Genomic DNA, 13,619 nt, shown 5'->3' with positions numbered 1-13,619 from the left:
GGGCATGGCGCGGCCCCGGCCCGACGCGGGTTGCCGTCGGACCGGGGCGGTGGTCGGCCGGTCAGTACTCGCCGCGCCCGAAGGCCGCCAGCTCGGCGGAGTGCACGGGATTGCTGACGTACGTGGCGCCGATCGGGGCCGTCACCCGGCACCAGGCGTCGAGTCGGCCCACGTCGATGCCGGCGGCGCTCGCCAGCTCGTCGCGGCGGCGCACCATCTCCGCGCGGTCCAGACCCTCCAGCACGTAGTCCACGGCGTCGAAGCAGGGGTCACCGGCGCACGCCATCGGGTCGATCGCCACCAGGCCCCTGCCTCCGCCGCTGAGCACGTTGCCGAGGTGCAGGTCCCCGTGCAGCAGCACGGTGTCGGTGGGCACCGCGAACAGGTCGTCGCGCAGCCGCTTGGACCCGCTCAGGTCGGCGCCCCGGCGCGTCGCGGAGTTGAACAGCACGTCGATCCAGTCCGCCAGTTGACGGGGGGCGGCAGCCGGGTCGCCCGCGCCGTGCAGATCGGTGAGGAAGGCGGCGTACTCCGGCGGTGAGGGCGGCTGCGGCATCTTCTCCACGAGGGTGCCGGGGTGGATCGCTTCGAGCAGGACGGCGCCCTTGGCCGACTCCCGCACCGCCGGCACCCGCCCGCTGGAGGCGAACTGGCGCAGCATGTCCACTTCCTCCCGCACGGCGTAGCTGTCCGGGGACAGCTTGAGCACCGCGTCGCCGAGCGGGCCCACGCACCGGAACACCACCGAGGAGTTGCCGGACTTGAGCGGGTCACCGAGAGTTAGCTCCCACTGCTCGACGAGGTCGTCGAGCCGCTGGCGCAGCGTGCCCACCCAGCGGTGCGCGGCCCGGCCGAACCGTGGCTCCAGTCGGTTGGCGATCGCGTCCAGGTCCAGGCTCATCCCGCTCACCCCCGCACCGACCGCGCGCCGGCGCACGCGGGCGCGCCCGGCGCCACGACACCACGCCTGCCGGCCAGCAGAACGCTGCCACCAGGCACCACTGGTGAATGGCCGGGCGGCCCGGGGCGCCCCAACCGCGCCCGGCGGGCGACCTCGATCGCCTCGTACCGGTCAGAAACGTTCAATTTGCTGAAGATGATGGAAATATGATTGCTGACCGTTTTCGGGGACAGATTCAGCTTCGCGGCGATCGCCACGTTGCGCATACCCGAGGCAATCAGTTCCAGCACCTCCCGCTCGCGGGCTGTCAGCTCCGGGAAGAGCTGCTGGTTGCGGGGCTCCAGGCTCAGTTGCCCGATGAGCTTGTCGGCCACCCGGGGGCCGAGGATGACCTCACCCGTCGCGAGGCCCCGGATCGTCCGGACGATGCCGTCGCCCGGGCAGCTCTTGAGCACGTAGCCCCGGGCGCCCGCCCACATGGCCGCGAGGATCGCGTGTTCGTCCTCGACCGCGGTGAAGACCAGCACCGCTGTCGAGGGCGACACCCGGTTGATCTCCTGGATCGTCACCCCCGCCTGGAACCCCGGCAGCTCGACGTCGAGAACGAGCACGTCGGGACGTGTGGCGGTGGCTAGCGCCAACGCCTCCCGCGCGGACGCCGCCTCACCTGTCACGGCGACCTCAGCCGACGGCGACAGCAGGGCGTGCAGGCCCCTGCGCACCACCGGCTGAGCGTCGGCCAGGACCACCGTCACCGCGTCGGGTTGTGTCTCCGCCGTGACTTCCTCCGGATACCGCCTCATGTTCCGAGTCAGTTCCGAGGCCGAGCCAACGCTGACCATCTATCCACCTCACCCCGTCCGAACGGCCCGCGGTGTCTTAGTCGCGCGGGGAAACGCCGCGGTAGCGCCGACCCCGCGTCGTGATGAACATCTACTCACGGCCAACAGAACAACACAAGAAGTGATCCCGGGAACGGGCTCGGTCAGCCTTTTGACGCAACGAATAGCCGAACCAAACTTTCCGTTTTGGCCCTGACGAAGCCGTCCACAGCGGACCTTCTACGGGCGGTCGACGTGCCGCCGACCCGGGATTCCACGGGCGAATTTCCCGGCCGATCCGGGACGTCGTCCCGCACGCGCTACACCTGTCGCCCTGTCCGCCGGACACCGCCGTCGCCAGGATTGACCCATGCCCTTGTCACGAGTGACGGACGTTGTCGCCGGCCTGGTACCGACCGACCCGCTCCGCAGGAAGCTGATCGCGATCCGACTGGCCGAGTCCATCGGCAAGGGCGTCTTCCTCAGCGGCAGCGTCGTCTACTTCACGCTGCGTGTCGGACTCGACGCCCGGCAGGTGGGCCTGGGCCTGTCGGCCGCCGGCCTGTCCGCCTTCCTCTCGTCGGTCCTGTTCGGTGTGATCGCCGACCGGGTGGGCGCCCGCCGCCTGCTCGTCATCCTGTTCGCCGCGCTGGCGGTCGGATTCGGGCTCTACAGCCTTGTCGACAGCGCGACCGCCTTCTTCGCGCTGGTGGTCACCGTCGGCTTCCTCGAGTACGGCACCGGCCCGACCAACGGGGCCCTCATCGGCAACCTTGTGCCCGCCGAGGAGCGGGTGAAGCTCAAGGCCATGATGCGGTCGGTGTTCAACATCGGATTCAGCATCGGTATCGGCGTGGCGGCCGTCGCCGCCCTGAGCCAACGGCTGCTCGTGCTGATCCCCCTCACCACTGCCGCGTTGATGGCCGGCGCCGCGCTGCTCGTCACCCGCCTGCCTGACGTGCCGCCGCGTCCCGCACCGGTGGGCTTCAAGCGTTTCGCCGCAGTCCGCGACCCACGCTTCCTCGCGGTGATCGGCGTATCGACGATCCTCGCCTCGCACGTCAGCATCATCCTGGTGACGTTGCCGCTCTGGGCGCTCAACCGCACCGACCTGCCGCACTTCCTGATTCCTCTGCTGCTGATCGTCAACACCGCGTTCGTCATCCTGTTCCAGGTACGGGCCAGCCGGGGCGCGGACACCGTGCACGGCGCCGGTCGGCTCGCCCGGCGCTCCGGCTACTGGCTGGCCGGCGGCTGCGCGGTCCTGGCGGTGACCGCGCTCGACGACAACGTGGCCCTGGCGTCCGTGGCGATCGTCGCCGCCGTGCTGATCCTCTCCGTGGCCGAGGTGATGCAGGCCGCCTCCGGTTGGGGGCTCGCGTTCGGCCTCGCCCCCGAGCACGCTCAGGGCGAGTACCTGGGGGCGTTCGACCTGCACGTGATCACGCAGAACATCATCGGCCCGGCGGCGCTGTCCGGCCTGGTCATCGCCTTCGGCTTCTGGGGATGGCTGGGCATCGCCGTCGCCGCGCTCGTCGCATCGGCGCTGATCATTCCGGCCGCCAACCGCAGCGCTGTCACGCTGGTCCGCGAGACGGTCCCGGCCTCCACGACCTGACGCCGCCGAGGCCGAGGTCGATCTCCAACCGCAGGTCCCCGGAGGCCGGGTCCCAAACACGCACCACAGCCCACCCGAGGTCACCAATAGGTCACCGACGGGTCGTCGAAACCGAGATCATCGCGCAGAGGATCAAGCGGGCGGGACCGCTCGTCGCCTCTCGAGCCTGAGCACGGCTTGCTTTCAAGCGCGCTCGAAGCTCGCCCGCGTGGGAGGCTCGGCACCTAGGGGCAGTTGATCAATGTGAGGGACGGGTCCGTCTGAGCCGAGGACGCCGGGGGCGGCCTGCCGCCGGTCGTGCTATGGCACCGCTGACCGCGGAGATGGTGGACAGCAGACGCAGCACACCGGCCCGACCTGCGTGTTGCCGTCGCCAGCGAACAGCGCTTGGGTGCGCGTACCTCATCGGCCTGGCCGGGAACTACGTGGGCCTGCCCCTCAGCTGACGTCGGCGGCGACCCTCTATTGCTGCTCATCGATTCGTGGTAGAAATCTTTCGCACTGTCCGTTCCCGGGCAATAATTCCTTCAGATGGAGGCGACGTGAGAGTCACTGCCGGGTGGCTGGCGAGTCTCACCGTTGCCGCAGTAATCGTGGCGCCCACCGAGTCGATTGCTGTGGCCGCGACACCCACACAAGCATCGACTGCGGTGACGCCGCTGGCCACCGGACCGCAACCCGGCACCTTCACCGGCCGGGGATTCGACACCTGCGCCGCTCCGTCACAGACCACGATGAACGCGTGGCGGGCCAGTTCGCCCTACGGCGCGGTCGGCATCTACATCAGCGGGGCGAGCCGCTCCTGTTCCCAGCCCAACCTCACCGCAAGCTGGGTGGCCAACCAGACCAGCAACGGATGGCGGCTGATCCCCATCGAACTGGGTTACCAGGCACCGTGCGGCACCCGCACACCGAAGATGTCCGCCGATCCCGCCACCGCCCGGTCGCAAGGCGTCTCCGCGGCCAACAGCGCGGCGAATGCCGCCCAGGCACTGGGCATCGGCACGGCGAGCACCATCTACAACGACATCGAGCAGTACCCGTCGAACGCGTCGTGCCGGGCCGCCGTGCTGTCGTTCCTGTCCGGTTGGACCGAGCAGTTGCACGTACGGGGCTACCTCGCCGGCATGTACTCCAGCGGTTCGTCCGGCATCAAGGACGTCTGCGACGCCTACGACAACCCGAGCTACACGCGACTCGACCAGATCTGGATCGCCTGGTGGAACGGGGTGGCTGACACGGACGCCGGAAGTTACTGCGCCGATACCTACTACGCGAATCAGCAGCGCGTACACCAGTACGCCGGGGAGGTCACCGAGACGTGGGGTGGCGTCACGATGAAGATCGACCGCAACTACCTCGACGTGCGGGTCACGCAGACCCCGCCGCAGCAGTGGACCACGGCCATAGACAACAGCGCCTCGGGCGGGTTCATGGCGAGCACCGAATGGGGCACGTCGGCCTACTCCGGCCAACGGTTCGGCACCGACTACCGGTTTACCAGTCCGGTGTCGTCCAGCGACGTCGCCTGGTTCCGGTCGACCATCCCGGCGACCGGAAGCTATGAGATCTCAGTCTGGTACCCGGCCGACGCGGGCTACAACAACCAGACGCCATACCTTGTGGAGACCACCACAGGCAGCAGGTCCGTCTCCGTCAACCAGCGGATCAACGGCGGTAGGTGGGTCTCGATCGGCGTGTTCACCCTGGCAGCGGGCACGGGCAACAAGGTCGGCGTGAGTCGCTGGACCAGCGGCACCGGACTCGTGGTCGCCGACGCGGTGCGGATCACCCGGGTCTGAGCCCCCTCGCAACTGCCGAGTGCATCCCTATCCGACGGCCCGGCCACGAAGGGTGGAGACCCAGTTGAGGGCGCCTTCGATCTTGTCGGTCAGGTCGAGGATGTCAGGGACCGCGCCCAGAACAGTGACCTCGACCAAGGCGCCATCGCGGCCAAACCGACGGTGGTACTCGTCGTAGGGATAGTCGGCGATCGGCACCCAGGATCGGTGCCCGCGCAAGGGGTGGTTCTTCTGCGTCACCGCCCCCGAGTTGAACCGGCAGAGTTCGATCCGCAGGCCTTATCGCTCGACGAGGGCGCGGGTGTCGACGTGCAGGACGACTTGGTCCTCGGTGCGGTACTCCTTCGCCTGACGCAACCGGTCCAGTCGCTCGGCACTGGCCCAAAAGAAGACCCGAGAGTTGATGGCGGCGAGGTACTCGACGCGACTGGGGCCTGGGTTGCAAGGCAAGAGTTGTGTCAGTTGGCCGTGGGAGACTCTCGCGCCGTGGACGTTGACGAGTTTTGGACGGTCGTGAAGTCGGCCGGGGCGGGTCTCGACGGACGGACCGGCGACGACGGTGAGGCCGTTGCCGCGGCACTGGTAACGCGCTTGGCCGCAACATCACCGGAGCGCATCCTCGAGTTCCAGGAGCTGTTCGACCAGCTCCATGACGCGCTCTACCGCTGGGACGTGTGGGCGGCTGCGTACCTGATCGGCGGTGGATGCTCGGACGACAGCTTCATAGATTTCCGGGCGGGAGTCATCGCATTGGGGCGCGAGTGGTACGAGCGTGTCCTGGCCTCGCCCGACGGACGGGCTGACCATCCCGTCGTACTACAAGCGGCGGCCGAGGAAGACGACGGCGGCGCGCTGTTCGCCGAGTCGGTGAACTACGTAGCCAGCGAAGCCTACGAGCAGGTCACGGGTGGTGACGACGACGCCTTCTACGAGGCGATGAAGGCCCGCCAGCACGCTGCGGTCGGCATCGACGAGGCCCGCGAACCCGACATGGGTGAGGACTTCGACTTCGACAACGATGACGAGATGCGGAGGCGGCTACCCCGGCTGGCCGAGCTGTTCCTCCGCCCCGGCGAGGATTGATCTCGGCAGCTCAGCCCGGATGCTTGGAGGCGGTCGGAGGTAGCGATGATTGAGTGGCTTGACCATGTCTGGACTCGAACACGCACCGTGCAGATCGTCGAGGGCGGTGAGGATGCCGGTCCCCTTTGCGGTCGCGTAGTTCTGGCCGAGCTGCCAGACGCTGTGTCTGTCGAGGCGGCGCGCGAATTAGCCACGACAGGTCGCTTCACCGGTGACATCTGCCGTTGTCACGGTGGGCCGACGATCGTGCTCCGCGATGCAACGGGCGACGTGCTCGCCAGCGCGAGTCTTCACGGCCACGGCTCAATCAGCTGGGAGCGGTCGCGGTTCCGTAACGACCTCGTCGTGGCGGATCCCGCGGCGCTGCACGTGTTTCTGGCCGGACACGGAGTACCAAACCAGTTGACCTCTTTCCTGGCACCGTTGGCTGACCTGCTGAACCTGCGCGAGGGTCGTCCGCAGTTCCGGCCCGCCGGCAAGAAAGGCAAGCGGTACCTGGACGAGCGTGGGGTTCCGGACGTGCTGCATTCTGTGTTGGTCGCTGCCACCGGCCAGCAGTGTGGCGAGCTGTCCGATGCGCACGTCGACGACGTCCGTCGAAGGCTCACCGCCGCCATCCCCTCACCCACCGCCAGGGCGGCGATCCTGCTGTCCTGGCTGGGCCGGCTCCCCATCCCCGCCGAGGCCCTGTGGGGTGAAGGCGTCCTGGTACGGCAACTACTCGCCGACCTCAGCCTGCCCGACGTCGCGGCCGCGGCTACCGAAACCCGCACCGGACACGTTGCGACAGGAGTGATCAACCTGATCATGCACTCCGGCGACGACGGCACACTGGCAACGGCCATCGGCCCGACGCTGCGTCAACTGTTCCCACCGGCACTGCTGCCAATACCCTCCGATAGCCGCCGTACGGTCGAACGGCGCAGCGCTCGTTGACGTCGATCGCGCAGCCGTCATCGCCCACGCATGTCGCCGCCATGGAACGCTCGGCCCGCCGCGTCCCACTAACAAAGCGTTGCGGCCGGTAGGCCACGACCCGTGCACGGGTTCTCGGACGCGGTCGCAGATCCCGCACTAGTGACCGGCTGGATCACCGAAACCCAGGCCGAACGGACACGAGCCGAAGCTGATCTTCGAATGACCCAGCAGACAGAGCCACGCCGGATGAGCCACTCCCAGATCGCCGACCTAGTCCGAGCGCTCGGCGACATCGTCGCCGTGCCCCGCGACGCCGACCCCGACGACGAAAGCCGAGGTCTATGGTCGAGTTGCGGTGATTTCGCGGTCAACCGCGCGGCGCTCGGTCCGCAGGAGCGTCGCGACGCTGAGCTGCACGGCTCGGCGGCACGGGGATGGTGCCGTCAGTACGAGTCGTGGCCGGCGCAGTCGCAGCCGCAGCCTTGGGTTTGCGGCGGTGGAGCGTGAGAGTCATGACCAGCACGACCAACGCTCCGACGATCAGCCCGAGGATCGCACTGGCCACCGTGTTGACGAGCCAGCCGACGAGCCCGCCGAGAACACCCGTGGCGTCGTGGGCGGCGACCTCCACGTGGTGCACGGCCTCGTACAGGAAGTGCAGGTTCAGCTCGTTCGTACCTAGCAGCAGGATGTGCCCGCCCACCCACAGCATCGCCGCGGTGCCGACCACCGTCAGCACGGTGAGAACCACCGGCATCGCCCTCACCAGACCGCGGCCGAACGTGGCGACGGCGCCGGAACGTTGCGACAGGCGCAGCCCGGCGTCGTCCATCTTTACGATCAGGGCGACCACGCCGTACACCAGGACGGTTATGACGACGGCGACGATAGCCAGGATCGCCAGGCGGGACCAGAACGGCTCATCGATCACCTCGTTAAGGGTGATGACCATGATCTCCGCCGAGAGGATCAGGTCGGTTCGTACCGCCCCGGACACCAGTGTCGTCTCGTCCTGCACCTCTTCCTCGCCCGCGCCGTCGGCATCGTGATGGGCGATCTTGGCCCACACCTTCTCCGCGCCTTCGTAACAGAGGTAGGCGCCGCCGAGCATGAGGATCGGGGTGAGCAGCCAGGGCACGAACTGACTGAGCAGCAGCACCGCCGGCAGGATGATGAAGTACTTGTTGCGCAGCGACCCCAGGGCAATGCGCTTGATAATCGGCAACTCGCGCTCGGCCGCCAGGCTCCGCACGTATTGCGGCGTGACGGCGGCATCGTCGACGACGACGCCCGCAGCCTTGGCGCCGGCCTTCGCGGCGGCCGCCCCGACGTCATCGATCGACGCGGCGGCGGCACGGGCCAGCACCGCCACGTCATCCAGCAGGGCTACGAGTCCACCGGCCAAGGGAGGGTCCTTCCAGGGTTGCGCAGAGTTCGAACTGACCCATTCTCGCTCAGGTCCCTGTGCGCGGCACGCCACCGCCCGGTCCTATGGGGCGAGGGCTCGAGGTGATCGGCTATCGCGCTCGGCCGACGACCCGCCACCACCGCGCCCGGGCCATCACCTGACGCCAGCTCAGGCCGAACCCGTCCGCCGCAGTCACCGTTAGCCAGGGTCGGCGTAGGTGGAGGCTAGACCTTCGTAACTCTGCTGAGCGGACGTGGGACCTCTACGGTGCCGCCGAAGATGTCTCCAGACTGGAGGGGCGGTCACTGGTGAGCCAGCCGCCATGGGCACTGCGGGCGCCTGCTCATCGAATGATGGGATAACACCACGGCCAACGACACCCGTGAACGCTGACGCCTTCGGGCTCGCCAAGGAGGTCGCCCAGCAAAAGGCCCTGTTCAGCAAGTTGCGGGGGCGATCTGAGTCTTAGCTGACGGACATATACCGGCAGCAGTTTTAGCAGCCCAGAGCAATACATCGAGGCGGGAGGCCCTCTTCCGCGAGCGAACCGATGGGGCAACCAGGACGGACAGATCACCCAGTTCCTCGGCGGTGAACGCACGGCATCGCCGAAGCGATCGGCCCCGATGCCGTTGGCAGTGACGGCTCTGGCCAGGTCTGGGCCAGGCTCATCTCTGACCTCGGCGGTCCGCCGTGGCCACTCAGACGTCATCGACTCTGGCCCAGGCTCGCCGTCGAATCGGCGTCATGCCGTTGGCTGCCCTGTTCACCCCAATCGCTGGCCCTGCCGCCGCCGCAGCCCGAACGGTGGCGGGGATCCGGCGCCGCGGGTAGATTCGGAACATGTCTTCCACATCTGTCACAGATGTCGAAGGGCTGCGCGCGCTGGCTCATCCCGCGCGGCTCCGGATCCTGGATCTGCTCCGCGTCCACGACCGGCTGACCGCCTCGGAATGCGCGGCGCAGCTCAAACTCTCTCCCAAGTCCTGCTCCTACCACCTGCACGTGCTCGCCAAACAGGGCCTAGTGGAGCAGGGCTCTCCACTTGCCGAAGACACCCGGCAGCGACCCTGGCAACGCCGTTTCGACGAGGTATGGATGCCGCCTCCAGGAAAGACCGGTGGCGCGGACTCCGACAATGCCCGCACGGACGCGATCGGCGCGGCGGCCCGGCACGACCTCGCGCTCTTCCTGAGCTTCCTGGCGTCACCGGAGGCAGGGAGCGACGACTGGGCATCGAGTACGACCGTGCACACCCGGACCGTCCTCATGACACCCGCCGAACTCAAAGCCTGGGGCGAGGCGGTCGAGGAGATCACCCGCTGCCACGTGGAGAAGGCGAGCCGGACCCGCCACGACGGACGCAGCCCGGTCCGGCTGGCCGTGCGTGGCTTCGCGCAGACCGCACCAGGGACGGGGACTGCCGAATGACCGGTAACGAGACGACGGGCCTGCGCCGCTACGCCGGAGTGGTCGCGAACCGGCAGATTCTGGCGGCCCTGATCGGCGCACTCGTCGCACGGCTCGCCCAGACGATGTCACCGCTGCTCATTCTTCTGCTGGCCAACCAGCGGTACGGCGGGTTCGCCATTGCGGGCGCGGCCGCCGCCACCTACGGACTCTGCGCGAGCCTGAGCGGGCCGCTGATCGCCCGGCTGGCCGAGCGCTACGGCAACCTCGTCCTACTGATCGCCGGGATCCTGAGCAGCACCGGCCTGTTAGTCATCGTCCTGCCGGGGCAGTCGTGGAACTTCTGGGCCGGAGTCGTGCTGGCCGGTGCGGCGATCCCGCCGCTGAGCGCAACGCTGCGGGCCACGATCGCGACTACCATCGAGGACCCGCAGGAACGCATCGCCGCGTACGGCCTGGACACCGTGGGCACTGAAGTGCTGTTCGTACTGGGGCCTGCCCTCGTCGGGCTGGTCGTGGCCTTGAGCAGCCCAACGGCTGCCCTGGCCGGAACAGCGCTGCTCCCGGTTGCCGGTGCCACCACCCTGCTGATCCAGCAGCGTCGCGTCCCGTCGCCGGAATCGTCGCCGGACGCGCCGGAGCAGGCTGCGGACCGCCGGATGCTGATCCGGCTCCTCCCGTGGCTGGGCGTAGCGACGGTCCAGATGGCCGCGATCGGTCTTGTGGAGGTCGCGCTGATCGCGGTCGCGGTCAGGTTCAGCTCCTCGGCCGCCAGCGGGGTAGTGCTCGCGACGTGGGCGGCGGGCAGTGTTGTGGGTGGATTGTGGTACGGGTCGCGGTCGTGGCACGCGCCAGTGCGCCGGCAGGTACGGCTGCTGCTGCTCGGCAGCGCTGTCGGGTTCGCCCTGCTGCTCGCCGCCCGGTCCGCTCCGGCTCTGTACCCGCTGGCGTTCCTCGCTGGCGTATTCATCACCCCGGCGGCAGCGGCCCTGCTGACCGATCTGAGCGAGAACCTGACGGGCGGGCATCGGCTGACCGCGTTCGCTTGGCTGGCGTCCGCGAACGGGCTGGCCGGATCCTTGGCCTACGCCGCGGGCGGCGTCCTGGTCACCGGCGCTGGGCCGTGGGCGACGATCGCCGTCGCCGCCACCCTTCCCGCGTTCGCGGCACTACTATTCCGAAGCCGTGGCACAGGTCCTGCAGTTCCACAGAGGACCTCTCAGAGTCAACGACCAATGACTAATCATGATCAGCATCACGTGTCGCTGGAAAACGATCACAGTCGTTAATATGTAACCCCAAATGATGGTAATCATCGTCGGTGTTGCGGCGCGTCGACGACGGCGGCGATCATCGGCTCAGTGACGTGGCTGTAGGTGAAGCGGTCGCCGCCTGGCTGCCTGACCGACCACCACGACCTGGTCCACACCAGAACCCAGACCATCAACCAGCTGCACGTGGCACGCGCTGACTGATCGTCAGCCCCCCCGTTCAAGCCGCCTCCACTCCTGGATCGCGATTGTCAACGGCGACAGCCCGGCGACAGCCCGGCGACGGAGGCACAACGGCAAGACACACGTGCCCCGAGGAGAGCCTGTCCTTCGGGGAGTTCGAGCGCCTATGGCGGGATGCTCGTTGGCAACTGGGACGGCAGGCCGGCATCTGACTCGTTCATCCCAATATTGCGCACGTGCAGCGCAGCGCGAACCATCAGCCGTCTACACGAGCGTCGGATATCAGGGCTGGCTCGCGCGGAGGTACACCGTCACGGTGTCTTCCGCATCGAGGTCCACCAGCAGACGACGGTAGGTGCCGTTGGGTCCCGGTGTTTCTTCATCCAGGCCGGAGACTCGAACTGCCGTCTCGGGGTGCCAGCTGTTTCCTCCGCCGACATCGTCCTGTTTGCTCACGGCGCGTAGCCCGGGGGTCAGCCCGGCGGCGAAATCTCCGTCAGTCAGGAAGGTGTCGAGGGCCTCGCGAGGAATCCGGAACCTCGCCGACAGGTAGGTCTCCAGTCCGTTACTCTGGGCGGCCGAGAGGAACACCGTGCCCGGCGGGAAGGTCACGTGGGCGAAGGTTTCGACCTCCGACGCGCTTGCAGGCTGCGGCGGTGACTGAAGCGAATCATCAAAGTCCTCAAGCCCTGCAACGGCTACGAAGCCACACGAGACCAAAGACAGCACGAGGCTCAGGCTGGCCAGGACGAGAGCGATCGTGGCCTTGCGGCTCGGCTTCGACGCCGGCTGGTCAGACACGGGCAGCACGATACGCGATTCATGGCGTGGTGTTGATCCACGACCTCCTGAGGCCGACAGTTGGCGATGGCCCGGATGGGCAGGAACTTGGCCATGCTGAACCATGTCATCCTTCAGAGAGACGCGCGACGCACTCATATCGATGTCAGCGGACGCAGCCCTATCGGCTCCGCGGGGCCAGCGCTGACGTCTTCGGTTACGCCGAAGAGCTCACCAGCCCGAACGGCCAGCTCAGGACGTTGCTTGTGGGATCGGTGTCTTGAATGACGGAACCGCGGCGGACTTCAGCAAGGTCAACCGCAACTCTTCACGTTGGTCTGCAGAGGACCTACAGGCGTGGCGTCAGGCGAGCCGCGGCACCGGCCGGCGGCAGCCTTCCTGGGAGCAGCGGCGCAGGCCCACCGGAGAAAACTCCGGGTTCGGCGTCGTCGGAAACCTCTCGATTCGAGCGACGGGGATCGACCACAATGTCACCGTGGAACGCGAGCACCTGGTGAAGTTGAGTAAACGGATGTCGAAGGCACTTCGGCACGATCCCGACAGGGCCGGCCTGGTGCTCGACCCGGCCGGTTGGACTCCCGTCGACGCTCTGCTCGCCGCGCTACGGATCGAGCGGGCCGAGCTGGACGCGGTCGTCGCCGGCAACGACAAGCAGCGGTTCGCTGTCGAGCCCGGCACCGACGGGGTGCTGCGGATCCGGGCCAACCAGGGCCACTCAGTCCCGGTGGACCTCGGGCTGCCCCCGGTGACCCCACCGGAGCGGCTCTATCACGGCACCAGCGCCAGTGCGCTGGAGTCGATCCGGGCCACCGGCCTGCACCGCGGCGGACGGCACCACGTCCATCTCTCCGCCGACACCGAGACCGCCCACCGGGTCGGTGCCCGACGGGCCGGTCGGGTCGTGATCCTCACCATCGACGCGGCGGCGATGGCCGCCGACGGGCACGTGTTCCACCGCAGCGCCAACGGCGTCTGGCTCACCGACGCGGTCCCTGCCAGCTATCTGCTCGACTGAGCCCTGGCCTGGCCCGGGCCGCTGTTCCGGCCGGGTGCGTACGACCTCGAACGGGATACGGCACGAGACATCCGGCGCGGCGACCCTGGGCCGGGACAGGAGACGGCAGCCAACACGATCGCTCTGCGAAGGCCCACTTCACCCGTCGCGGTTCACGCCGCCGGCCTGCAGCGTGCGGACACGAAGAGCTGCTGTCTGGAAGAGCTGAGCAGGTGCGCGGCGAGGGTCAGGGCCTAAACCAGGTGACCCAACTGGGCCTGCTCGGACTTGAGGAGATGCACGCGCGCGCGAGGACTCCCGTACCCAGGCTTGGACGCATTAGCCTCGGAGGCCGGCCTGCCCAACGTGCGGCGCCGGTACCGCACGTCACTGACCCAGGGATGGCAGC

General features: G+C 68.0%; 11 protein-coding genes and 1 pseudogene. 7 read left to right on the top strand and 5 right to left on the bottom strand.

Annotation, left to right across the window (positions count from 1 at the left end):
• Window positions 1–61 precede the first annotated feature (61 nt).
• Together FHU34_RS11940 and FHU34_RS11935 are read right to left on the bottom strand one after the other, a co-directional pair.
• Window positions 62–901 (bottom strand): aminoglycoside phosphotransferase family protein, encoded by an 840-nt coding sequence (locus FHU34_RS11940; RefSeq protein WP_145780014.1) that lies wholly within the window; start codon window positions 899–901, stop codon window positions 62–64.
• Window positions 902–906: 5 nt separating this feature from the next.
• On the bottom strand, window positions 907–1,704 hold the full coding sequence (locus FHU34_RS11935) for a LuxR C-terminal-related transcriptional regulator (protein WP_145780013.1): 798 nt from the start codon (window positions 1,702–1,704) through the stop codon (window positions 907–909).
• Between the two features lie 388 nt (window positions 1,705–2,092).
• Here FHU34_RS11935 and FHU34_RS11930 point away from each other — a divergent pair, with 388 nt between their 5' ends.
• Window positions 2,093–3,340: an MFS transporter gene (locus FHU34_RS11930; protein WP_145780012.1), complete on the top strand. Its 1,248-nt coding sequence runs from the start codon at window positions 2,093–2,095 to the stop codon at window positions 3,338–3,340.
• A gap of 542 nt (window positions 3,341–3,882) precedes the next feature.
• Window positions 3,883–5,142, top strand: a complete 1,260-nt coding sequence (locus FHU34_RS11925; RefSeq protein ID WP_244311622.1) for a glycoside hydrolase domain-containing protein — start codon at window positions 3,883–3,885, stop codon at window positions 5,140–5,142.
• A 27-nt stretch (window positions 5,143–5,169) separates the two neighbouring features.
• On the opposite strand, the pseudogene FHU34_RS34225 reads toward FHU34_RS11925, so the two are convergent.
• Window positions 5,170–5,592: pseudogene (locus FHU34_RS34225) on the bottom strand (DUF7002 family protein).
• 36 nt (window positions 5,593–5,628) lie between these two features.
• Here FHU34_RS34225 and FHU34_RS11915 point away from each other — a divergent pair.
• Both FHU34_RS11915 and FHU34_RS33230 read left to right on the top strand, forming a co-directional pair.
• The gene (locus tag FHU34_RS11915) at window positions 5,629–6,225 is read left to right on the top strand and encodes a DUF4240 domain-containing protein (RefSeq protein WP_145780010.1); all 597 of its coding nucleotides are present in this window, start codon (window positions 5,629–5,631) and stop codon (window positions 6,223–6,225) included.
• Between the two features lie 45 nt (window positions 6,226–6,270).
• Window positions 6,271–7,161: a hypothetical protein gene (locus FHU34_RS33230; protein WP_208744965.1), complete on the top strand. Its 891-nt coding sequence runs from the start codon at window positions 6,271–6,273 to the stop codon at window positions 7,159–7,161.
• A gap of 349 nt (window positions 7,162–7,510) precedes the next feature.
• Here the strand turns inward: FHU34_RS33230 and FHU34_RS11905 are convergent, their stop codons facing one another.
• A complete protein-coding gene (locus tag FHU34_RS11905; protein ID WP_145780009.1) occupies window positions 7,511–8,548 on the bottom strand; it encodes a DUF808 domain-containing protein in 1,038 nt (345 codons plus the stop codon).
• Window positions 8,549–9,394: 846 nt separating this feature from the next.
• Here FHU34_RS11905 and FHU34_RS32945 point away from each other — a divergent pair.
• Together FHU34_RS32945 and FHU34_RS11900 are read left to right on the top strand one after the other, a co-directional pair.
• Entirely contained in the window at window positions 9,395–9,982 is a 588-nt protein-coding gene (locus FHU34_RS32945; RefSeq protein WP_167524804.1) for a winged helix-turn-helix domain-containing protein, read from the top strand.
• A 38-nt stretch (window positions 9,983–10,020) separates the two neighbouring features.
• Window positions 10,021–11,250: an MFS transporter gene (locus tag FHU34_RS11900; RefSeq protein ID WP_167524803.1), complete on the top strand. Its 1,230-nt coding sequence runs from the start codon at window positions 10,021–10,023 to the stop codon at window positions 11,248–11,250.
• Window positions 11,251–11,697: 447 nt separating this feature from the next.
• Here FHU34_RS11900 and FHU34_RS11895 read toward each other — a convergent pair whose 3' ends face one another.
• On the bottom strand, window positions 11,698–12,216 hold the full coding sequence (locus tag FHU34_RS11895) for a hypothetical protein (protein WP_145780007.1): 519 nt from the start codon (window positions 12,214–12,216) through the stop codon (window positions 11,698–11,700).
• Between the two features lie 475 nt (window positions 12,217–12,691).
• Between FHU34_RS11895 and FHU34_RS11890 the strand changes: the two genes are divergently transcribed.
• Window positions 12,692–13,231, top strand: a complete 540-nt coding sequence (locus FHU34_RS11890; RefSeq protein WP_145780006.1) for an RNA 2'-phosphotransferase — start codon at window positions 12,692–12,694, stop codon at window positions 13,229–13,231.
• Window positions 13,232–13,619: the final 388 nt, after the last annotated feature.

The sequence above is a fragment of the Micromonospora taraxaci genome (assembly GCF_007830095.1).
In the GTDB taxonomy this organism is placed as follows: Bacteria; Actinomycetota; Actinomycetes; order Mycobacteriales; family Micromonosporaceae; genus Micromonospora; species Micromonospora taraxaci.
The sequence above is the reverse complement of the archived record's forward strand: the minus strand, read 5'-3'. Positions and strand labels throughout refer to the sequence as shown.